The sequence below is a fragment of the Telluria beijingensis genome (assembly GCF_030770395.1).
In the GTDB taxonomy this organism is placed as follows: Bacteria; Pseudomonadota; Gammaproteobacteria; order Burkholderiales; family Burkholderiaceae_D; genus Telluria; species Telluria beijingensis.
The window spans coordinates 2,484,882-2,506,226 of the sequence record NZ_CP132480.1 but is presented as its reverse complement, the minus strand read 5'-3'; the positions used below and the strand labels follow the sequence as shown (position 1 = coordinate 2,506,226).

Genomic DNA, 21,345 nt, shown 5'->3' with positions numbered 1-21,345 from the left:
GCCGGGCCGCACGCTTGCGCCGTACCGGACAGGCGATCTCTACCGTGCATGGTAGGATGAAATTTTTGCAACAAAAGTATCATGCACAGCCGAATCGCGGACGTCCTTCCCTCCCTGGCGGACGCCGGGCCCGCCACCGCACTGGCGCGCCTGGTCGCCGCCGGCCTCGACCGCCTGCCCCTGCCGGGCCGTGGCGCCACGCTCGAGCGCTGGCGCAGCCTGGCCGCCACCGGCGCCCACGACCTGGGCTTGGCCAAGCTGTTCGAAGGCCATACCGACGCCCTTGCCATCCTGCACGAAGCCGGCGCTGCCGACCGGGCGCAGCAGCCAGCCGCCCTGTGGGCTACCTGGTGCGCCGAGCCGCCCGACGCGCGCCTGGTATTGCAGGCGAACAGCAACGGACATTTCTCGTTGCACGGCCGCAAGGCTTGGTGTTCGGGCGCGCGTGACGTGACGCACGCGGTCGTCAGTTGCTGGAGTCCGGACGGCGCGCCGCTGCTGGCTGCGGTGCACTTGCGCCAACCGGGCGTCGAAGTCACGCGCGACGGCTGGCACGCGGTCGGCATGGGCCATACCGCCAGCGTCGACGTGCTGTTCGACGGGGCGCTCGCCACGCCGCTGGGCGGCCCCGGCTTCTATGTGGCGCGCGCCGGCTTCTGGCATGGCGGCGCCGGTGTGGCCGCCTGCTGGTTCGGGGCCGCGACCCGGCTCGCCGCGGCGCTGCGCGAGCGCCTTGCCGGACGCGACGATCCACACCGGCTGGCGCAACTGGGACGGGCGACCGTCGCCCTGGAGGGCAGCGCCGCCTTGATGCGCGAGACGGCGGCCACGATCGACCGCGATCCCGGCGCCGATGCGATGGCGCTTGCGCTGGCGCTGCGCCTGCACGTCGAAGCCACCTGCGCGACGGTGCTGGACGCCTTCGGCCGCGCGCTGGGCGCCGCCCCGCTATGCAAGGACCCGGTCCTGGCCCGCCTGTACGCCGACTTGCCGGTGTTCCTGCGCCAGAGCCACGCCGAGCGCGACCTGGAAGCGCTGGGCCGGCTGGTCGCCGATGGACAGGAGGCGCCATGGACGCTGTGAGCCGCTCGCGCCACATCGCCGGCGCCGGCAGCACGGCCCGGGCCTGGGCGCTGGACGCCGCGCTGAACGCCGTCCCTTTCTGCTCGCTCGATGCCATCATTCCGCCGGGCCGGCGCGTGGTGGTGGTGGCGCCGCATCCCGACGACGAGATCCTCGCCTGCGGCGCGCTGCTGCACCTGCTCGCGCTGCGCGGAGACACGCCGCTGATCGTGGCCGTCACCGATGGCGAGGCCAGTCATCCTGGTTCAAGCGACTGGCCGCCCGAACGCCTGCGCCTCGCGCGCGCGAACGAGACCGTGGCCGCCCTGGCCTGCCTCGGCATCGACGCGCCACGCATGGTGCGGCTCGGCATCCCGGACGGCGGCGTGGGCGGCGCCGAACGCGAACTCGCTAGTCGCCTGGCGCCGCTGTTCGCGCAGGACGACATCGTCATCACCACCTGGCGCCACGACGGCCACCCCGACCACGAGGCCTGCGCCCGCGCCTGCATGGTCACAAGCCGGCAAGCCGGCGCGCGCCTGCTGCAGGCGCCGGTCTGGGGCTGGCACTGGAGCGCGCCGGGCGACGGATGCCTGCCGCTGGCGCAGGCACGGCGCCTGCCGCTGCCCGCGTCCGCCGTGGCGAAGAAGCGCGCCGCGCTGGCCTGCTTCACCAGCCAGGTCGAGCCCGACGCCAGCAGCGGCGCGGCGCCGATCCTGCCGGGCTTCGCCATCGAACGCGTGCTCCACCCATTCGAATTGTACCTGGACGACCATGGTTGACGCCGACCGCCTGCGCCATTTCGAGGCCCTGTACAGCGCCAGCGACGATCCCTGGGACGTGCGCGGCGCCTGGTATGAACAGCGCAAGCGCGCGCTGGTCCTGGCGAGCCTGGCGCGGCCGCGCTACCGCAGCGCCTTCGAACCCGGCTGCGGCAACGGCGAGATGAGCGCCGCGCTGGCCCTGCGCTGCGAGTCCCTGGTTGCCTGCGACGGCGCCGCCAGCGCCGTGGACGCCGCGCGCCGGCGGCTAGCCGATGCCCGGAATGTGCGCGTCGAACAGCGCCGCCTGCCGCACGACTGGCCGCGCACGGAAACCTTCGATCTCGTCGTGGTGAGTGAACTTGCCTATTACTTTGGCCTGGCCGACGTCGGCGCGCTGCTGGCCGCGGCCGCATCCTGCCTGGCGCCGGGCGGGGAACTGTTGATGTGCCACTACCTGGGCGATTTCGACGACCGGGCCAGCGCGACCGACGCCGTGCACGGGGCCGCCCACGCGACGCCCGGCCTGGCGCCGCTGCTGCGCCACCGCGACGAACGCTTCCTGCTCGAGACCTGGAGAAAGGAAGGAAACCCGCGATGATCGGCGTCGCCATCCCCGCCCATGACGAGGAAGCCTGCCTCGGCGCCTGCCTGGCCGCGCTGCTGCGCGCTGCGCGCCATCCGGGCCTGGCCGGCGAGCCGGTCGCAGTCTGCGTCGTGCTCGACACCTGCGCGGACGGGTCGGCCGCCGTCGCCGCGCGCTACCGGCGCCGTTTCGAGGCCGCCGGCTGCGTGCTGGAGGTACTCGAGATCGGCGCGCGCCAGGTTGGCGCCGCGCGCGCCGCCGGCGCCCGCCGCCTGCTCGAGCGCGGTGCGCGCTGGCTGGCCTTCACCGACGCCGATACCCGCGTCTCCCCACAATGGCTGGTGGCGCAACTGGGCCTGGGGGTCGACGCGGTGTGCGGCTCCGTGACGGTCGACGACTGGTCTGCGCACTGCGCCATGGCGGGCCGCCTGCGCGAGCATTTCGCTCTCCACTACCAGGATCGCGACGGCCACCGTCACATCCATGGCGCCAATCTCGGCGTCAGCGCGGCCGCCTACCTGGCGGCCGGCGGGTTCGCCGCCGTCGGCTGCCACGAAGACGTGTTGCTGGTACGGGCGCTGGAAGGGACAGGCGCCAGTGTCGCCTGGAGCGCGCTGCCGCGCGTGATCACCAGCGCGCGCATCGATGCGCGTGCGCGCGGCGGGTTCGGGGATGCCTTGCTGGCGATGACGGCGGGACTGGATGCGGGACTGTCAGCCTAGAAGACGCCGTTCCCGACGGCCAGCCGCGATCCGCAAACCATCGGACAGCAACTGCGCCGCCCACCTGAACACGGTGAACTGGCTGACCACGCCGCGCATCGCGCGCATGCGCAGCGCCTGTTCGTCCAGCGGCATGTCCAGCGCGCGCCCGATCGCGCGCGCAATCCCCTCGATATCGCGCGGATCGACGATCAGGGCCTGCTGCAATTCCGCCGCAGCGCCGGCCTGGCTGCTCAGCACCAGCGCCCCGCGCAAATCGTTGCGGGCGGCGACGAATTCCTTCGCCACCAGGTTCATGCCGTCGTGCAGGCTGGTCACCAGGCACACGTCGGCGGCGCGGTAGCATTCGTTCACCGCGTGCGCGTCGAGGCTGGCAGCGTGCAGGACCACGGGTTGCCAGCCGGCCCGGCCGAACCTGGCGTTGATCCGCGCGCTCGACTCGGCCACCTGCCGCGCGATCTCCCGGTAAGCCGGCAGCGCGCCGCGGCACGGGGCGCCGATCTGCAGCAAGGTGACCTGGCCGCGCAGTTCCGGCCGCTGTTCCAGCAGCCGCTCGAAGGCTTGCAGGCGCTGCGGGATGCCCTTGGTGTAATCCATCCGATCGACGCCCACCAGCAGGCGTACGCCGGGTGCGATACCGAAGCGTGCATCGATCCGCGCGCGCAACGACGGGTCGGGCGCATCCTGGCGCGCCGGCCAGGCGATCGAGATCGGATAGGCGCCGGCGTGCGCGCCGCCGCCGGCGCCGTGGCTACTCGCGCGCGACATGCTGAAGTTGGCCAGGTCGGCCGGCGTATGCAGGCCCACCACGGTGCTGGCCGACAGGCCGGCCATCATCTGCTCGCGCCACGGAAAGCGCGCCAGTACCTTCGGCTCGGGAAAAGGAATATGCCAGAACAGGATGATGACCGCGTCCGGCAACTGCGCGCGCACCATCTGCGGCACCAGCGCCAGGTGATAATCCTGGACCAGCACCACCGGCCGCGGGCTGGCCGCCTCGGACACGACGGCATCGGCAAAGCGTTGGTTGACGCGCACATACTCGTCCCAGTCCGCCTGGCGGAAGGTCGGCTGCACATCGGTACGGTGGCACAGCGGCCACAGCGCTTCGTTGGCCAGGCCGTCGTAATAGCCGGCCACCTCGGCGTCGGACAACCACAGGCGGCGCAGGCGGTACGGGGCGTCCAGGTGCTGGCGCAAGACATGGTCGGCGGCGTCGCAGGTCTCGCGGTCGGCGCTGCCGCTGCCATGGGCGATCCAGCAGCCGCCTTCCTTCGACAACACCGCTTCGAGCGCGGTGACCAGTCCGCCGGCCGGGCGCTGGGCGACAATGCCGGCGTCGCTGCGGGAATGGATGCATGGCGCCCGGTTCGAGACGACGATCAGGTCGTCGCCGCAACCCAGCTGGTCGAGCAGACGGGCCAGGTCGGCGCTATCCCTGACGTCGGCCGGGGTGAGCAGCTCGGCCGTCGTGGGCCGCTTGCTCGGAATAGTCGATGGATGCGCCGGATTGCCGCGCACCCGCATGATGGGGTCGGGTTGGTATCGAGCTGTCATGCAAACAGCTTAATATATTAGCATTCCCCTTGACCGTGCGCTAACGTACGCAAACATGCACGTAATTGACGGCATCACCAGGCTGGCAGGTAGTGATCGACCAGCAAGGCAGCGAACAGCAGGGCCAGGTAGACGATCGACCAGGCAAAGGAACGCATCGCGATGCGGTCGCTGTAGTGCTTGTGGACCAGCCAGCCAAACCGGAGGAACACGGCATTGAGGACGACGGCGGCCGCCAGGTAGAACGGCCCGCTCATCCCGACCGCCCACGGCAACGCGGTACCGGCCGCCAGCGCGATGCTGTAGCGCCACACCTGCTGGCCGGTATGGGCCATGCCGTGGGTGACTGGCAGCATCGGCAGGCCGGAGCGCGCATACTCGTCGCGGCGGGCCATGGCCAGGGCCCAGAAATGCGGCGGCGTCCAAAGAAAGATGATCAGGACCAGCAGCCAGGCTTCCAGCGGCACGGCGCCGGCCACCGCCGCCCAGCCCAGCGCCGGCGGCATGGCGCCGGCGAAACCGCCGATGACGATGTTCTGCGGCGTATTCGGCTTGAGCAGCAAGGTATAGATGAAGGCGTAGCCGACGAAGGTGCCCAGGGTCAGCCACATGGTCAGGGCATTGACCTGGGTGTACAGCAGGGCGGCGCCAGCGCCACCCAGCGCCAGCGAGAACAGCACGGTCCGCAGCGGCGTGACGCTGCCGCTGGCCGTGGCGCGGCGCGCGGTGCGCGCCATGCGGGCGTCGACGCGCGCCTCGAGCAGGCAGTTGACGGCGAAGGCGGCGCCGGCCAGCAGCCAGATGCCGCTTGCACTGGACACCAGCACGCGCCAGCCGGGGAAACCGCTGCTGGCCAGCAGGCTCCCGATGACGGCGCAGAATACCGTCAGCATGGTGATGCGCGGCTTGGTCAGGGTCCAGTACTGCGAGCACATGCTGGCGCACTGGCGCGCCAGCGACGGCGCCGCCGGCGCCGACAAGCCCAGGTCGGCCGTATCCAGATTGGCAACTTTGTAATTCGACATGATCGATCGACCGGCGCTGGCGGACCGCGGGCCTTATCCAAAACCCGACATCGTAGTGGAAATCCGGCCAGGGACAAACGGGCAAATTGTCCCAGTTGCCGGATCGGCACCATAGCTAACCAGCTTCTTCGACCTTGGCCTCGACCGGCAGAGCGCTCGACCATGCCGCGATGCGCGCCGCATGCTGCTGGAAAACCACATGCTGGATGACGCAAAGAGCGCCGTAGGCGAGCAGTTCGGACAACTCTTCAAAAAGCTGCGCATGCGGTTCGGCCATCGGCAAGTGACACGACATATGCCCCTCAGCACAGGTTGCCCCCATTGCACCGCCAAGCACCACGAGCAGGCCTAGCCATGGCGTGCGGCGCGCGAACGCGGCGCGCAGCGGTTCGTCGATCCGGTCGCGCCAGGCGCTGAATAGCAACCAGGCCAGCAGCACGATGGCGCCGGGCCGGGCCAGCAACTGCAGCCACACCAGGTTACCGAGCCACTCCCTGCCCCAGCTCAGCTCGCGCCCCGCCAACAGCAGCCAGACCGGCGCGACCCAAAGCGCCAGCCTGGCCACCCGGAATGGCCAAGCGCGCAGCGCCATGGACAGGGCCAGCACACACCCCATGACCAGCAGCGCTACCTGCAGGCTTTCGAGCGGACCGCCTTCGCGCGACCAGGCCGCCGGCAACAGCAGGCTGGCCGGCAGGCAGGCGGTAAGCGCCGCCAGCAGCGCCCATTCGCCGTGGCCGACCTGCAGCCGTGAGGATGCTCGTGACATATCCGCTCCGTTCGCATGAATGCGCCGCGGCTCCTGATGGGAGCCCTACGGCAATCACGCGATTGTACGAAGCGGAACCATGCGCACGATTGGTTTGCCGGGAAACCGAACTGCCGCCTGTTGTTTTCCGGTCAAGTCCGCACAGGGATGAGGCTTAGTGCCCCGCGTGCGCCGGCTTGGCGGTGCTGTTGAGCGCCTTGACTGGCGCCTTGATCTCGACCGTCTCGCGCTTGCCATCCTTGCCCTCGAACACCAGGGTGAACGGCACGGTGTCGCCCTCCTTCACCTGGGCCTTCAGGTTCATCAGCATGATGTGGTAGCCGCCGGGTTTCAGTTCGACCGTCTTGCCGGCAGGGAGCTCGACCGACTGCACCTGGCGCATGCGCATGACGTCGCCCTGCATCGCCATCTCGTGCACCTCGACGTTCGGGGTCAGCGGCGAGCTGGCTGAGACGAATTTGCTGTCGCTGGCCGCCTGCAACTGCATGAAGGCGCCGGTCGCCTTCTGCTGCGGCACGGTGGCGCGCACCCAGGCGTCCTTGACGCTGACGTTGGCCTGGGCAAAGGCGGAACCGGCGGTCGCCGCCAGCACGGCGGCCGCGGCGAAGGTGCGGATGAAATGATTCATGGTGTTCTCCTGGTGGATGGATCTGGCTCAGGCCGCATGCAGCAGCTTGCGCACGTCGGCAGCGTACTCGATTGCCGACTGGCTGTGCGAGAGTTTCAGGCGCAGCTTGCCGTCGGTGTCGAAGGCATAGGTGACCGAGGTATGGTCGATGGTGTAGGAATCGCCGGTGGGCACCTTCTGGTAGATCACCTTGAATTCCTTCGCGGTCTCGGCCAGGCGCTCGGCGTCGCCGTACAGGGCGAGGAAGGTCGGGTCGAAGGCTGCCGTGTAGGCACCCAGCACCTCGGGCGTGTCGCGCTCGGGGTCGACGCTGACGAACAGCACCTGCAGGCGGTCGCCGTCCGGCCCGAGCAGGGTCTTGACCTCGGCGGCGCGCGCCAGCGCGGTGGGGCACACGTCCGGGCACTGGGTGAAACCGAAGAAGACCAGCACCACCTTGTCCTTGAAGTCGGCCAGCGTGCGTTCCTGGCCGGATGGATCCTTGAGGCGGAAATCGCGGCCGAAATCGGCGCCGGTGATGTCGGTGCCATTGAAGCTGACCGGTCCGCCGATGTTGCAGCCAGCCAGCGCGCCCAGGGCGATGGCCGCGCCGGACAGGACGAAGGCGCGGCGCGCGGTGGACACGCGGCGGGTTGGAATCTCTTGATTCATCTTGCTACTCCTGGTTGATCGCGCGACGTGCCGGCGCGGCCCAACAAGGGGTCGCCGCGCACGCGCGTAAAGACATTGCCGGCGCCAGGCCGGCTCGCATGCATCAGGAGGTATGAGGCGGCCCGCGCGGCGGCAATGGCGCGCCGGGGCTGGCGGTAAGGTGGGCGGCAACGGCGACCTGCGCCGCGCCCACGGCAGGCTGCGGCACGGGCTCGCGCGGCGCCGCGACGGCGGAGGGCAAGGCGGCGGGAAGGCACAGCGGACAGTCGAGCGTATGCGCCTTGCCGTGCACGGCGCCGCCATCGCGGTCGACCTTGACCAGCTTGACGCCGCCCTCGGAGCATACCAGCGCCATGCTGCCCGACTGCACCATTGGCGCAGCGCTGGCCGCGCCCAGGGTCAGGACGAACCAGGCCAGGACCAGGCGGACCAGCAACGACGATGTGCGCAGGATGTGCATGACCTTCGATTATTGGCGATGCCCCACGCCGGCGTCAACGCCAAGCTGCATCCAACTGCTCTCCCATAACGTAGATAAGCAGCGATAAACGTGGTTCGGCATGCGGCGGACGCTTGACACGTATTGACGTGCCGGATATCTTAACGTTAAAAGTTGCCACAGAGCAATTCACCCTTGATCCAAAGGGGAAGGTACTCGATCACGGCCTTCAGGGCACGCGGAAAAACAGGACTTGCGCCATGCGGACGGCGGCTGCCGCCGGCGCAGGATCTCCACCCGATCAACATCCAATCAAGGAGTTTCACATGAACCAACTGCCTCGCGGGCAGTTCTCAGGCCGCCTCCGCATGCCCGGCCTGCCGCTCGCGCTCACCCTGCTGCTCGCCGGTTGCGGCGGCGGCGATGGGCAATCGCCCGTCGCCCAGATGGAAAGCGCCAGCAAGAGCCTGTTCAGGTCGGTCGCCGGCGCCTTCGCCGACACCGAGACCGCCCTCACCCCACAAAAAGCCTGGGCCAGCTCGGCCGAACGCGGCGACCTCGACGGCCCGGCCGCGATCGACGGCGATACCGGCACCCGCTGGGGCAGTCGCTTCACCGACGACGAGTACCTGGCGCTCGACTTCGGCCGGAGCGAAACCATCACCCGCGTGCGCATCGACTGGGAAAACGCGCACGCCAGCAGCTACCTGCTGCAGGTGTCGGAAGACGGCAGCGAGTGGAAGACGATCAAGAAGGTCGACGACAGCCAGGGCGGCGTCGAGGACCTGACTGGCCTGAACGGCCAGGGCCGTTACCTGCGCATGCAGGGCATCAAGCGCGCCGGCCAGTACGGCTATTCGATCCTCGAGATCCAGGCCTTCACCGGCACCCCGGCGGCGCCTGGCCCCGATCCCGACCCCGTGCCCGATCCGGACCCGGTGCCGGGCGACCCGACCAAGCCGGGCGTGGCCATCAAGCCGCTCGCGGCCACCTCGTCGACGCCGGAAAACGGCAGCATGGCGGCCGGCATGGCGATCGACGGCAAGCCGGGCACGCGCTGGTCCAGCCAGGCGGAAAACGGCGCCTGGATCCAGTTCGACTTCGGCCAGCGCACCGCGCTCGGCTACATCAAGCTGAACTGGGAAGCCTCGTACGGCAAGCAATACACCCTCCTGACCTCGAACGACGGCCAGGAATGGACCCAGCTGCGCCACGTCGGCAACGGCCAGGGCGGCGTCGAGGAATTCTTCAACCTGAACACGGTGACGCGCTTCGTGCGCCTGCAGGGCGTGGAGCGCGCCTCGCAATACGGCTACTCGCTGTTCGAAGTCGAATTCAAGAGCCCGGGCAGCGATAACACCATGCCCGAGAACCCGACCTCGGCCCTGCCCTACCCGGCCAACGGCAATGGCTGGACCGCGCTGCCCGGCTCGAACGAGGCGATCGAGACACTGCAGTTCTCGCTTCCCGACGGCACCCTGGTGACGCGCTTCGGCGCCCGCGGCCTGGGGCGCCATGCGCGCGAGCGCGGCGAGGACTGGAACGAAATCGGCTTCGGTCCCAACGAGACGATCAATCCCGCCACCGGCCTGCCGCAAGACAAGGGACCGGGCGACTACCTGACCTTCGTGCCGCAGTACTTCAAGAACCGCACCTGGGGCATCGAGATCATCGACGATAGCCGCGTCGCCGGCGTCACCAAGCCGCGGCTGATCGTCAACGAGTACACGACGGTCGACTTCCTGCCGGGTGGGGCGGTGTTCTTCCGCAGCTTCGACAATCCGGAATCGACCGGCTACGGCTGGATGACTGGCCGCCGCCTGGTCGACAACAACGTGCCGATCTGCAAGCCAACCCCCTATCCGCAGAATGGCCGCATGTTCAACCCGACCGGCATCAACGGCGGCTGCACCATGCTGATCGAGGACTATCCGGGGCACCGCCAACTGGGCTCCGACGGCTTCCCGAACGGCGGCAATGTGCCAGCCCGGCCATTGGTGAAAGGCGATGTCATCGAGGTCGCGCCATCCTACTTCACCACCGTGGCCTCGCTGGCGTCGAAAGGCGATAACGGCCGCATCCGCTACTACTCGCAGGAATGGAGCTATGTGGTGGGCACCGGCCTGCGTCCATGGTATGGCGTGCAGCCGCGCCTGAACTCGATGCCGCTGCCCGACGACGTGCTGGCCGGCGGCATCGGCTCGGTGTCGTACAACTACAGCGACAACGGCCAGTACATGTTCCAGCAGCCGCACAACCATGTCGGCATGCAGAACATGCAGCGCTTCGTCGAGGGCCGCCGCCTGTTGCACACCAACTTCAGCACCGGCCGCCACAACGAACCGGGCAACGACCGCTACGATGCCGCGATCGGCCTGCAGGGCCAGCATTTCAACGCCTCGACCTGTATCGCCTGCCACACCAACAACGGCCGCAGCCCGGCCCCGGCGGCGATCAACCAGCGCCTGGACGGCATGGCGGTGCGCGTCGCCAGCACTGGCGCCAACGGCCAGCAGATACCGCACCCGACCTATGGCACGACGGTCCACATGAACGCCCTGTCGACCGACGGCACGCCGCAGAACTGGGGCACCAATGTGCGCGTGACGGGCTTCGACACCCGCGTGGCCGTGCTCGCCGACGGCACCCGGGTCGAGCTGCGCAAACCGAAGATCGCCTTCGACGGCCCGGTCCCGGACACCGTCTCGCTGCGCGCGGCCCAGCCGATGCTCGGCGTCGGCCTGCTGGAAGCGGTGCCGGAAGCCGACATCCTGGCGCGCGCCCGCACCAGTCCCGACCAGGACGGCGTGCGCGGCACCGCCAACTTCGTCTACGATCCGGAAAGCGGCGCGGTGCGCCTGGGCCGCTTCGGCTGGAAGGCGTCGAAGGCGTCGCTGCGCCACCAGAGCGCGATCGCACTGCTGCAGGACATGGCGGTGGCGTCGCCGGTCTACCCGAACCGCAGCTGCGACGCCAATCCGGCCGGTTGCGCCACGGCGCCGAAGCAGAAAGGCATTTCGGAAGCCGACCTGCAGTCGATCACGAACTACCTGGCCCTGCTCGCGGTGCCGGCCCAGCGCAGCCTGGAGAGCGGCTTCCCGAAAGGCGTGGCGCCGCTCGACGAGCATCGCGTCGACACCCGCCAGGTGGCGGCAGGCGCCAAGCTGTTCGAAGCGATGCGCTGCGTGGCCTGCCACACGGCCTCGATGAAGACCGGCTCGAACCACCTGTTCGCGGAACTGCGCGACCAGACCATCCGTCCTTACACCGACCTGCTGCTGCACGATATGGGTCCGGGGCTGGCCGACGGCTACGGCGAAGGCCAGGCCACGGGCAGCATGTGGCGCACCGCGCCGCTGTGGGGCATCGGCTATACCGAGAAGGTGATGGGCAAGGACGGCAAGGTCGGCTACCTGCATGACGGCCGCGCGCGCAGCCTGACCGAAGCCGTGATGTGGCACGACGGCGAAGCGGCCGCCGCGCGCCAGCGCTTCGAGAAGCTGGCGACGGCGGAGCGTGAGGCGTTGCTGGCGTTCCTGCGATCGCTCTGATCTGATTTGAGCGGTATGTAGCGATGGCGCCGGGATCGCATCCCGGCGCCATTTTTTTGTCCGGCCGGCTTGCCACCTCACTACGGATCATATACTCTCCATATACGATTCATATACGGAGAAAATACCATGGGCATCGTCAATATCGAAGACGAGCTGCACGACCAGGTGCGCCTCGCCACCAAGGTCTCATGCCGCTCGATCAATGCGCAAGCCGCGTTCTGGATCAAGATCGGCATGCTGTGCGAGACCAATCCCACGCTCAGCTTCAACGAGATCGTCCAGCGCGAACTGGCCGCCGCCGGCGTGTCGGCCCCGCCCCTGGTCCTGAGCGCGGCATGACGAAGCAGCCGCACGAACTGGCGCTGATGGCCGAGTCGGGGCGCCTGCTGGCCTGCGTGTTCGGCATGCTCGACCGCCTGGACCTGGCCGGCATGACGACGCTCGAGGTGGACACCCTCGTCGAGCGCTACATCGTCGACGAACTCGCAGCGCGCCCGGCCAGCAAGGGCCAGTACGACTATGGCTTCGTGCTCAATTCGTCGATCAACCACGTGGTTTGCCACGGCGTGCCGTCGAAGGACGAGGTGCTGGAGGACGGCGACATCGTCAACTTAGACATCACGCTCGAGAAGAACGGCTATATCGCCGATTCCAGCAAGACCTACCTGGTCGGCGCGGTCGACCTCGGCGCCCGCAGATTGGTCCAGACCACGTATGAGGCGATGTGGAAGGGCATCCGCGCAGTGCGGCCCGGCGCCACCCTGGGCGACGTCGGCTGGGCGATCGAGCGCCACGCCAAGCGCAATGGCTATTCGGTGGTGCGCGAATACTGCGGCCACGGCATCGGCCGCGAAATGCACGAAGAACCGCAGGTGCTGCACTTCGGGTCCAAGGGCGCCGGCCTGAAGCTACGCGAAGGCATGGTGTTCACGATCGAGCCGATGCTCAATCGCGGCGGGCGCAGCGTGCGGACGGAGGACGATGGCTGGACGGTGGTGACGCGCGACGGTTCGCTGTCGGCGCAGTTCGAGCATACGGTGGCGGTGACGGCGAGCGGGGTGTCGGTGCTGACGCTCCGCCCGGAAGAACACGCGATGCTGCGCGCCGCCTAGAACACCAGCATCCGCCAGCCGGGTGCGCTGCCCTGCTCGACGAACGACACCATGCCTTCGACGCCGGCACACTGCGGCGCCAGCGTGCTGCGGTCCATGCCGCTGGCGTGCAGGGCCTGGGTGCAGGCGCGGATCTCGATGCCCAGTTCGGCGCTGGCGTCGAGGTGCCGCGAGATAGGCCAGCGTTCTTCCCCGAAGCCAGTTAGCAGACCGCTGTTCTGCGCCAGCAGCCATTGCACCGACTGGCTGGAAAACAGCATTTTTACACGCATATCGAGCGCCGCCGCGGCCTGCGCAGTCATGAACGGCGTCGCCAGCAATTCCGGACGCGTCAAGTCGCACGACCAGACCAGGATGACCAGCCCGCGCTCAGGCTCGCTCATGGCTTGATCCAGTCGTCGATCGGCTCGAGCCGCATGCGGCGCTCGGCCTGTTCGGCGAGCAGCGCGCCGTGCGCCAGGCGCGCGCTATCCTGTTTCCAGTTACTGGCCTGGATCACGGCGATCCAGCCGGCGCCATACGGATCCTGGTGGATGAGTTCGGGCTTGTCTTCGAGCGCGCCGTTGACTTCGACCACGGTGCCGGATACCGGTGTCTTGATCGTCACCACGGTCTTGCTCAGCTCGACGACGCCCATGGTCTTGCCCTGTTCGAGCTCGGTGCCGACCGATTTCGGACGGCACATGTAGAAATAGTTACCGCTGATTTTCACGCCGAAGGCGCTGACGCCGACCTGGATGCGGCCATCGCCCAGGTCGCGGCACCACATATCGTGCTCGAGGTCGAAATGGCAGTCGTCCGGATAATCGAAGCCGAGGATGAGCATGATCAGGTTTGGGGAAGAAACGGCATGGCGGAAGGATGCGGGAGTCGAACCCACCCGGCGACGCATGGCGCCACCAACTGGGTTTGAAGCCCAGCCGCCCCACCAGGGACGATTTCCTTCCGACGAGCCTGCATTTTAACGCGTGGCGGCCATTCCATCCAGTGGCGGGCTGGAACGGCGGTCGAGCAGCTGGCGCTGGCCGAGCACGCTCGCCACCTTGGTGGTGATGACGTCGATCGCCGGACCGTTGGCGCCATGCGGGAGGATGACATCGGCCATGCGGCGGGTCGGCTCGATGAATTGCTTGTGCATCGGACGCACGGTGTCGAGGTACTGGCCGACGATGCTGTCCAGCGAACGCCCGCGTTCGGCCACGTCGCGCTGCAGGCGGCGGATGAAGCGCACGTCGGGCGCGGTGTCGACGAAGATCCTGAGCGACATCAGGTCGCGCAGGTCGGCATCGTACAGGGCGAACAGGCCCTCGATCACGATCACCGGGGCGGGCTTGACGGCAATCGTCTGGTCGGTCCGGTTGGATACCGTGAAGTCGTAGATCGGCATGGCGATCGCTTCGCCGTTGCGCAAGGCGCGCACGTGCTCGACCAGCAAAGGCCAGTCGAAGGCGTCGGGATGGTCGTAGTTCTGCTCGCGCCGCTGTTCGAGGGTGAGGTGGGTCTGGTCGCGGTAGTAGTCGTCCTGCATGACGACCGAGACCATCTCGGTGCCGAAGGACGCCAGTACCTGCTGGGTCACGGTGGACTTGCCACTGCCGCTGCCACCGGCGACGCCGATGACAAAGGGTTGAAAAGGAATCTGATTCATCTTCGCATGATACCGGAGCGGCGGCAGAACCAACAGGGTGACACGTATGCACTGCAAGGTTGTCATTACATCGTCACACGTCCGGCTTACCTTGGCGATGTTGCAAGCCTTAGCGGCGAGGCAACAAGTGACAGCAACTTTAGTTGCACATTCGCAATCACCATTTCGGACCAAGGTCATGACTTCACGCCGCAAATTCCTGAGCAATAGTGCCCGCGCCGGCATCGCCGCCGCCACCTACGCCGCCTTTCCTCCCTCCATCCAGCGCGCCCTCGCCATCCCTGCCAACAATGCGACCGGCACCATACGCGACGTCGAGCACGTGGTGATCCTGATGCAAGAGAACCGCGCCTTCGACCATTATTTCGGCACGCTCGCCGGCGTGCGCGGCTTCGGCGACCGCTTCCCGATCCCGCTGCCGGAAGGCCGCACCGTATGGCAACAGCGCCTCGCGAACGGCAATGTCGTCCTGCCATTCCACCTCGACGGCAGCAAGGGCAACGCCCAGCGCGCCAACGGTACGCCGCACGATTGGCTCGACAGCCAGCTGGCGTGGGACAACGGCCGCATGGACCAGTGGCCGCGTTACAAGAACACCATCTCGATGGGTTACTTCAAGGAGAACGAGATTCCATTCCCGTTCGCGCTGGCCAATGCCTTCACCGTGTGCGACGCCTATCACTGCGCGATGCACACCGGCACCGACGCGAACCGCTCGTTCTTCCTGACCGGGACTAATGGCGCGGTCCCGACCGGCACGGCCTTCGTCACCAACGAATGGGATGCGATCGACGGCCTGCCCGGCGGCGTCAACACCGGCTATACCTGGACCACGTATGCCGAACGCCTGGAGGCGGCGGGCGTCAGCTGGATCAGCTACCAGAACATGCCGGACGAATGGGGCGACAATATGCTGGGCGCCTTCCGCCAGTTCAAGCGCGCCAATATCGCGTCGGGCTATCCGGTCTCGAGTGGAGGCTCCCCTAACACCCCGTACACCAGCACCGGCCAGGCCGTGCCCTACAAGGCCTACGACGCGGCGACCGACAACCCGAACAATCCGCTGTACAAGGGCATCGCCAACACCCTGCCCGGCACCCGCCCCGAACAGTACCTGGATGCCTTCAGGCGCGACGTCCGCGAAGGCAAGCTGCCGCAGGTCTCGTGGATGAACGCGCCGTCGATCTACTGCGAACATCCCGGCCCATCGAGCCCGGTGCAAGGCGCCTGGTTCCTGCAAGAGGTGCTGGACGCGCTGACCGCCCATCCCGAGGTCTGGAGCAAAACCGTTTTGATCGTCAACTTCGACGAGAACGACGGCTATTTCGACCACGTGCCCTCGCCTTCCGCGCCTTCGCCCGACGGCAAGGGCGGCCATGCCGGCAAGACGACGCTTGCGCCTGGCGACCTGTCCGCCGAATACTTCACGCACCCGAAGCCGGCCGGCAGCACCAAGCAGCCGGCCCCGGATGGTCGCGTCTACGGCCCCGGCCCGCGGGTGCCGATGTATGTGATCTCGCCGTGGAGCCGCGGCGGCTGGGTCAATTCGCAGGTGTTCGACCACACCTCGGTGCTGCGTTTCCTGGAAGCGCGCTTCGGCGTGCGCGAACCGAACATCAGCGCCTTCCGCCGCGCGGTGTGCGGCGACCTGACCAGCGCCTTCAACTTCGCCACACCCAATTCTGAAACCCTGCCAGTGCTGAAGGGCCGCAGGAACAAGAGCGAGGCCGACGCCCTGCGCGCGGCCCAGCAGCGCCTGCCGCAAGTGACGCCGCCGGCGGCGCCGCAACTGCCGGTGCAGGCAGTCGGCACACGGCCATCGCGCGCGTTGCCGTATGAGCTGGCGACCATCTGCGAAGTGCAGCCCGGCGCCACGATGGCCGCCGCGCGGGTTGCGCTGAACTTCATCAATACCGGCCGCCAGGGCGCCGTGTTCCACGTCTACGACCGCAAGAACCTGGCCGCGATCCCGCGCCGCTACACTGTCGAAGCGGGCAAGTCGCTGTCGGACGTGTGGACGCCTGCGATCGGCGGCGCCTACGACCTGTGGGTGCTGGGCCCGAACGGCTACCACCGCCATTTCACCGGCAGCGCCTTGCGCGCCGTGGCGGCCGGCCAGCCGCGTCCCGACATCCAGGTACGCTGCGACGCCACCACCGGCGAACTGGTGCTGCGACTGGTGAACGCCGGCGCGGCGCCCTGCACCGTCAACCTGGCCGCGAATGCCTATGCGGCGCTGCGCCAGCAGTTCACGCTGGCGCCACGTTCCGAGTCAAGCGTGCGCATTCCCGTCGCCGGCAATGACTACTGGTACGACGTCAGCGCCACGGTCTCCGGCCAGCCCGACTACCTGCGACGCTTTGCCGGCCGCGTCGAAACCGGACGGCACACGGTCAGCGACCCGGCGTTGGGCCGCATCTAGCCATCACCTGACACCACATGAGGATTTCCATGCATTCCATCATCCGCAACATCGCCTTCAGCGCCGCCATCGCGCTGTTTTCTTCGTTCGCATCGGCCGCCGTGCTGAATTTCGACGATATCGTCGGCCCTGACGACATCGCCGCCGTACCCGGCAACTACGGTGGGCTGGACTGGTCGAAGTCGGGCCTGAACGTCATCACCAGCGAGCAGTATCCGTTCACGCCCCGCTCCGGCCATGGACGTGTCACGACCGACTGGATCGACGGCGGACCGGTCGCCAGCACCATCCGCTTCCTGGCGCCGACCGTCTTCAACGGCGCCTGGTTCTCCGGCTATGGCGACAGCAGCGTGCGTTTCGACCTGTATTTCCAGGGCCAACTGGTCGCAACGTCGGCCGAACTCATGCTGGCCGAGGCGCCTGCCTTCCTGGACGCGGGGTGGAACAGCGCGATCGACACCGTGGTCGTGTCCACCGGTTTCCAGGCCAGCTACGCGATGGACGATTTCACCTTCGAGAGCCCGGCGCAGGTGCCCGAACCGGGTTCGCTGGCGCTGATGCTTGCCGGGATCGGCGTTGTCGGCACGCTACGGCGTCGTCGGCCGGGGCATTGACCCCGGTCGGACTTCGCCACTCCACGGCCACTTGCTCAAGCAGGCCGTGGTGAGAGTGATCCTGGTCGATATCACGTCGATTCCCTTGTCCGAGCGCCAGCCGTCGAGACGCGCCTTGACGGCGGCCAGGTCGCGCTCGGTCGCGCCGCCATCGAAGTGCAGCTCGATATCGACAACGCCATGGCTGGTGCTTGAATAGAGATCGCCCCGCCTGGGCACGTCGGCAAGCAGCTTCTCGACCGGGTTGGTGATGGCTGCCTCCACGCGCTCCGGCGCCTGTTCGCCGACGGCAAAGTGAACCGCCACCTTCGGGACTGTGTCCTGGCAGGCCGATGCGCCGCCACTCATGATTAGTGCGGCTGCGGCGAACGCGAACATCGCTTTCATCTGCATCGGCGACCTCATTAGTCTGTAGTTTCAGGAAACAGCATGGTTCCCGGCCGCAGCAGGTGCACGTCGCCGACCCGCCGCAAGAAGCCGATCCGGTCGAAGAACTCGAGGATCTGGATCGCGCGCTTGCGTCCCAGCCCGGTCTCGTCGCGGAACCGCGCCGCCGTGACTTCTCCCTTGGCATCTTCGCGCGCCAGCCGGCGGACAATGTCTGCGGCCTCCTGCATCACCGCAGGATGGTAGAACAAGTCCTTCACCACCTGGTAGACGTCGCCGCCGCGCGCCATGCGGCCCAGCACCTGGCGCACCTGGACTTCGGGCAGGCGCGCGGTCTGGGCGATGTCGCGCACCCAGGGCGGATCGAAGCGCCCGTCCAGCAATTTCGGCAAGGCGTGTTCGGCTACCACCTGCTCCGCCGCGCGCAAGGCCACGCCGTGCTCGGGCAAGTGCAGGAAGCCGTTGCGACGCGCGATGCTGCCCGCCGCGATCATGTGGTCGGTCAGCTGCAGCCATAAGGCTTCGGGCATGCGCGGTGCGGCCAGGCGGCGCGCGCGCAGCAGGTCGGGGCCGATCTCGTCGGGATTTTTCGCATGGAAGTCGCCGAGCGCCTGCAACAGTCCGGCCTCGTTTTCTTGCAGGCGGGCGCGCGACACCAGCCATTCGCCGCCGGCGCCGACCACGATGTCCGGCACGCCGGCAAGATCGAACGGCCAGCTCGCCAGCCCGGCGCTACGCAGCCAGGTCGCGCCGTTGACGCCGTACTGCGCCTGCGCCAGCGCGCCGAGCAGGCGGACCAGCGGATCGTCGGCGCGCTGGGTGTCCAGATAGGCCAGGCGTTCCGGCGTCTGTCGGTAGCGCACCGGGCCCAGGGGATCGAGCACCGAACCGCCGGCGACGGTGCGGATCGCCGACGCGTCGCGCAGGATGAAACGGTCGCCGTGCCAGACATTGGCCGGTTTGTGCAGCACCAGTTGGGCCGGCGCCGCGGCGCCCGGTGCGATCGAGGGCTGGCCCAGCACGGCCACCGTCGCCAGGCAATCCTGGGTCGCGGCATGCAGGTGTACCAGGGTGCCCGACCGCAGCGCGCGCTCTTCGGTCGAGGCGACCTGTAGCCAGACGTCGATACGTTGAGTGGTCAATGCGATGGCCGGATCGCACAACACCTGGCCACGCAAGTCGTCGCTGCGTTCCAGTCCCGCCAGCCCGACCGCGCAGCGCTGGCCGGCATGCGCCTCTTGCGCGGCGCGACTATGCACTTGCAGGCTGCGCACCCGATACACCTTGTCCGGTGCGCCGGCCAGGGCCAGGCCGTCGCCGATGGCGACCTTGCCGGCCGAAACGCTGCCCGCGACCACGGTGCCCACGCCGTCCAGGGTAAATGCGCGGTCCAGGCCCATGCGGAATCCGGCACCAGCCACGCCACCGACCGGCGCCGCATGCAGCGCCTGCACCAACCGCGCGCGCAGCGCCTCGATGCCGTCGCCACGCACGCTGGACACTTCCAGCACAGGATAATCATCGAGCCCCACGCTGGCCAGCAAGGCGCGAACCTGCGCTCCGGTTTCACGCAGGCGATCCTCGTCGACCCGGTCGATCTTGGTGATCACGGCAGCGCCCCGCCGCACGCCAAGCAGCGACAGGATGGTCGCATGCTCGATGGTCTGCGGCATCGGCCCGTCGTCTGCCGCGATCAGCAGCAGCCCGAAGTCGATGCCGCTGGCGCCGGCCACCATGGTGCGCACCAGTTTTTCGTGGCCCGGCACGTCGACGAAGCCGATCCGGCCGCCATCCTCGAGCGGCATCCAGGCGTAACCCAGTTCGATCGTGATGCCGCGCTTTTTTTCCTCGGGCAGGCGGTCGGCGTCGATGCCGGTCAGTGCCCGCACCAGCGCCGTCTTGCCGTGGTCGATGTGTCCGGCGGTGCCGACGATCATGCAAAGTCCTTCATAGGGTTCAGTCCTGGATCAGCGCCGCGCGCAGCGCAGCCAGTTGCCCCAGCAGTTCGAGCGGGTCGTCGATGCAGCGGCAATCGAGCAGCAGGCGGTCGTCCGCGATGCGGCCGATCATCGGCAGCGGCAAGCCGCGCAGCGCCTCGGACAGCGCATCGAGCGCCGTGCCGACGCCGCGCTTGCCGGCCAAGGCGGGGGCAATCGCCAGTCCGCTCGACGGCAGGCGATCGATCGGCAGCGAGCCGGAGCCGATCTGGCTCAGCATCGATTCCAGGCTCACCGTATAACGCGGCGCCAGCGCCGCGCGCAGCGGCTCGAGCAGGGCCTGGGCGTTCGCCGCCACCTGCTCCTGGCCGCGGGTCAGCCAGCGCAGGGTCGGCAGCTCGCGCACCAGCAATTCGGGCTGCAGGTACAGCCGCAAGGTCGCCTCCAGCGCCGCCAGCGGCAGCTTCGACAGGCGCAACGCGCGCTTCATCGGGAATTTGCGGATGCGCGTGACGAACTCCTTCGAGCCGACGATCAGGCCGGCCTGCGGCCCGCCCAGCAGCTTGTCGCCCGAGAAGGTGACCACGTCGCAGCCGGCCGCCAGCATCTGCTGCGGCGTCGGCTCCTGCGGCAGTCCATACTTGCCCATGTCGATCAACGAACCGCTACCGAGGTCGCTGACCAGCGCCACGCCGCGCGCCCTCGCCAGCGGCGCCAGTTCGGCTTCCGACACCGCGCTGGTGAAGCCCTGCACCGCATAATTGCTGGTGTGGACCTTCATCAGGAGCGCGGTGCGCTCGTTGATGGCGCGCTCGTAGTCTGCCAAATGGGTGCGGTTGGTGGTGCCGACTTCGACCATGTGGGCGCCGGCGCTGGCCATCACGTCCGGCATGCGGAAAGCGCCGCCGATTTCGACCAGTTCGCCGCGCGAGACGATCGCCTCGCGCCCGCCGCCCAGGGCGGCCAGCGACAGCAGCACGGCGGCGGCATTGTTGTTGACCACGGTCGCGGCTTCGGCGCCGGTGATCTCGCACAGCAGCCCTTCGACGATGCTGTCGCGATCGCCCCGCGCGCCGCTGGCAAGGTCGTATTCGAGGTTGTTCGGGCCAGCCATCATCGCGACCAGGTGGTCGATCGCCGCCTGCGGCAATACAGCGCGTCCGAGATTGGTATGGATGACCGTTCCGGTCAGGTTGATCACCCGGCGCAGGCGCGGCGCCAGGCGTTCGGCGACACGCCCGGCCAGGGCCTGGGCGAGCGCCTCCGGCAGCAGCGCGCTCGAAGAGAGCGCGCCGGCCAGGGCCTGCGCGCGCAAGCCGTCGACTTGCGCGCGCGCTTGGGTCGCGACCACCGTGTGGCCATGACTGGAAACCAGCGCCTGCACGGATGGCAGGCGCAGCAGTTTATCGATCGAAGGCAGATCCTTGACTGTCGCCTTCGAGCCGTGGACCACGGACTCGGTCAGCGACAT

Annotated in this window: 21 protein-coding genes and 1 tRNA gene; 9 read left to right on the top strand and 13 right to left on the bottom strand. The window is 68.1% G+C overall.

Features of this window, described 5'->3' with window-relative positions; genetic code table 11:
• Positions 1 to 81: 81 nt before the first annotated feature.
• Genes Q9246_RS11155 through Q9246_RS11140 form a run of 4 tightly spaced genes read left to right on the top strand, consistent with a single transcriptional unit; the run spans position 82 to position 3,131 of the window.
• The gene (locus Q9246_RS11155; protein ID WP_306397614.1) at positions 82 to 1,083 is read left to right on the top strand and encodes an acyl-CoA dehydrogenase family protein; all 1,002 of its coding nucleotides are present in this window, start codon (positions 82 to 84) and stop codon (positions 1,081 to 1,083) included.
• Positions 1,071 to 1,844 (top strand): PIG-L deacetylase family protein, encoded by a 774-nt coding sequence (locus Q9246_RS11150; RefSeq protein WP_306397613.1) that lies wholly within the window; start codon positions 1,071 to 1,073, stop codon positions 1,842 to 1,844. The genes Q9246_RS11155 and Q9246_RS11150 overlap by 13 nt, the downstream gene beginning before the upstream one ends.
• Complete coding sequence (locus tag Q9246_RS11145) at positions 1,837 to 2,424, top strand: methyltransferase domain-containing protein (RefSeq protein ID WP_306397612.1); 588 nt, start codon at positions 1,837 to 1,839, stop codon at positions 2,422 to 2,424. The genes Q9246_RS11150 and Q9246_RS11145 overlap by 8 nt, the downstream gene beginning before the upstream one ends.
• Positions 2,421 to 3,131 carry a glycosyltransferase gene (locus Q9246_RS11140; RefSeq protein WP_306397611.1) on the top strand — a complete coding sequence of 237 codons (711 nt, stop codon included), beginning with the start codon at positions 2,421 to 2,423 and terminating at the stop codon, positions 3,129 to 3,131. The genes Q9246_RS11145 and Q9246_RS11140 overlap by 4 nt, the downstream gene beginning before the upstream one ends.
• On the opposite strand, the gene Q9246_RS11135 is transcribed toward Q9246_RS11140, so the two are convergent.
• The 6 genes from Q9246_RS11135 to Q9246_RS11110 form a co-directional block, all read right to left on the bottom strand.
• On the bottom strand, positions 3,123 to 4,688 hold the full coding sequence (locus tag Q9246_RS11135; RefSeq protein ID WP_306397610.1) for an alpha,alpha-trehalose-phosphate synthase (UDP-forming): 1,566 nt from the start codon (positions 4,686 to 4,688) through the stop codon (positions 3,123 to 3,125). The genes Q9246_RS11140 and Q9246_RS11135 overlap by 9 nt on opposite strands.
• Positions 4,689 to 4,762: 74 nt before the next feature.
• The gene (gene cyoE, locus Q9246_RS11130; protein ID WP_306397609.1) at positions 4,763 to 5,713 is read right to left on the bottom strand and encodes a heme o synthase; all 951 of its coding nucleotides are present in this window, start codon (positions 5,711 to 5,713) and stop codon (positions 4,763 to 4,765) included.
• Between the two features lie 115 nt (positions 5,714 to 5,828).
• A complete protein-coding gene (locus Q9246_RS11125) occupies positions 5,829 to 6,482 on the bottom strand; it encodes a hypothetical protein (protein WP_306397608.1) in 654 nt (217 codons plus the stop codon).
• A 154-nt stretch (positions 6,483 to 6,636) separates the two neighbouring features.
• Positions 6,637 to 7,110, bottom strand: a complete 474-nt coding sequence (locus Q9246_RS11120) for a copper chaperone PCu(A)C (protein ID WP_306397607.1) — start codon at positions 7,108 to 7,110, stop codon at positions 6,637 to 6,639.
• 27 nt (positions 7,111 to 7,137) lie between these two features.
• Positions 7,138 to 7,761 carry an SCO family protein gene (locus Q9246_RS11115; protein ID WP_306397606.1) on the bottom strand — a complete coding sequence of 208 codons (624 nt, stop codon included), beginning with the start codon at positions 7,759 to 7,761 and terminating at the stop codon, positions 7,138 to 7,140.
• Positions 7,762 to 7,864: 103 nt separating this feature from the next.
• Entirely contained in the window at positions 7,865 to 8,221 is a 357-nt protein-coding gene (locus tag Q9246_RS11110; RefSeq protein WP_306397605.1) for a DUF2946 family protein, read from the bottom strand.
• Positions 8,222 to 8,526: 305 nt separating this feature from the next.
• Between Q9246_RS11110 and Q9246_RS11105 the strand changes: the two genes are divergently transcribed.
• The 3 genes from Q9246_RS11105 to map all read left to right on the top strand — a co-directional run bounded on the left by Q9246_RS11105 (position 8,527) and on the right by map (position 12,866).
• Positions 8,527 to 11,751, top strand: coding sequence for a di-heme oxidoredictase family protein (locus tag Q9246_RS11105; RefSeq protein WP_306397604.1), 3,225 nt, complete (start codon positions 8,527 to 8,529; stop codon positions 11,749 to 11,751).
• A 129-nt stretch (positions 11,752 to 11,880) separates the two neighbouring features.
• Positions 11,881 to 12,093, top strand: a complete 213-nt coding sequence (locus Q9246_RS11100; RefSeq protein WP_306397603.1) for a ParD-like family protein — start codon at positions 11,881 to 11,883, stop codon at positions 12,091 to 12,093.
• Positions 12,090 to 12,866 (top strand): type I methionyl aminopeptidase, encoded by a 777-nt coding sequence (gene map / locus Q9246_RS11095; RefSeq protein ID WP_306397602.1) that lies wholly within the window; start codon positions 12,090 to 12,092, stop codon positions 12,864 to 12,866. The genes Q9246_RS11100 and map overlap by 4 nt, the downstream gene beginning before the upstream one ends.
• Here the strand turns inward: map and Q9246_RS11090 are convergent.
• From Q9246_RS11090 to udk, 4 genes are all read right to left on the bottom strand, one after another.
• Positions 12,863 to 13,249 (bottom strand): DsrE family protein, encoded by a 387-nt coding sequence (locus tag Q9246_RS11090; protein WP_306397601.1) that lies wholly within the window; start codon positions 13,247 to 13,249, stop codon positions 12,863 to 12,865. The two genes, map and Q9246_RS11090, sit on opposite strands and share 4 nt — an antisense overlap.
• Positions 13,246 to 13,692: a glycine cleavage system protein H gene (locus Q9246_RS11085; RefSeq protein WP_306397600.1), complete on the bottom strand. Its 447-nt coding sequence runs from the start codon at positions 13,690 to 13,692 to the stop codon at positions 13,246 to 13,248. Before Q9246_RS11085 ends, Q9246_RS11090 begins: the two co-directional genes overlap by 4 nt.
• Before the next feature lie 25 nt (positions 13,693 to 13,717).
• Positions 13,718 to 13,813, bottom strand: a tRNA-Sec gene (locus Q9246_RS11080).
• 14 nt (positions 13,814 to 13,827) lie between these two features.
• Positions 13,828 to 14,514, bottom strand: a complete 687-nt coding sequence (udk, locus tag Q9246_RS11075) for a uridine kinase (RefSeq protein ID WP_306397599.1) — start codon at positions 14,512 to 14,514, stop codon at positions 13,828 to 13,830.
• Positions 14,515 to 14,692: 178 nt separating this feature from the next.
• Here udk and Q9246_RS11070 point away from each other — a divergent pair, with 178 nt between their 5' ends.
• On the top strand, positions 14,693 to 16,936 hold the full coding sequence (locus Q9246_RS11070) for a phosphocholine-specific phospholipase C (RefSeq protein ID WP_306397598.1): 2,244 nt from the start codon (positions 14,693 to 14,695) through the stop codon (positions 16,934 to 16,936).
• A 29-nt stretch (positions 16,937 to 16,965) separates the two neighbouring features.
• Complete coding sequence (locus tag Q9246_RS11065; protein ID WP_306397597.1) at positions 16,966 to 17,550, top strand: PEP-CTERM sorting domain-containing protein; 585 nt, start codon at positions 16,966 to 16,968, stop codon at positions 17,548 to 17,550.
• Here the strand turns inward: Q9246_RS11065 and Q9246_RS11060 are convergent.
• The 3 genes from Q9246_RS11060 to selA are packed head-to-tail and all read right to left on the bottom strand — an operon-like array spanning position 17,524 to position 21,345.
• Entirely contained in the window at positions 17,524 to 17,943 is a 420-nt protein-coding gene (locus Q9246_RS11060) for a hypothetical protein (protein WP_306397596.1), read from the bottom strand. The genes Q9246_RS11065 and Q9246_RS11060 overlap by 27 nt on opposite strands.
• 11 nt (positions 17,944 to 17,954) lie before the next feature.
• Positions 17,955 to 19,874: a selenocysteine-specific translation elongation factor gene (selB, locus tag Q9246_RS11055; protein ID WP_306397595.1), complete on the bottom strand. Its 1,920-nt coding sequence runs from the start codon at positions 19,872 to 19,874 to the stop codon at positions 17,955 to 17,957.
• Between the two features lie 19 nt (positions 19,875 to 19,893).
• On the bottom strand, positions 19,894 to 21,345 hold the full coding sequence (gene selA / locus Q9246_RS11050; protein ID WP_306397594.1) for an L-seryl-tRNA(Sec) selenium transferase: 1,452 nt from the start codon (positions 21,343 to 21,345) through the stop codon (positions 19,894 to 19,896).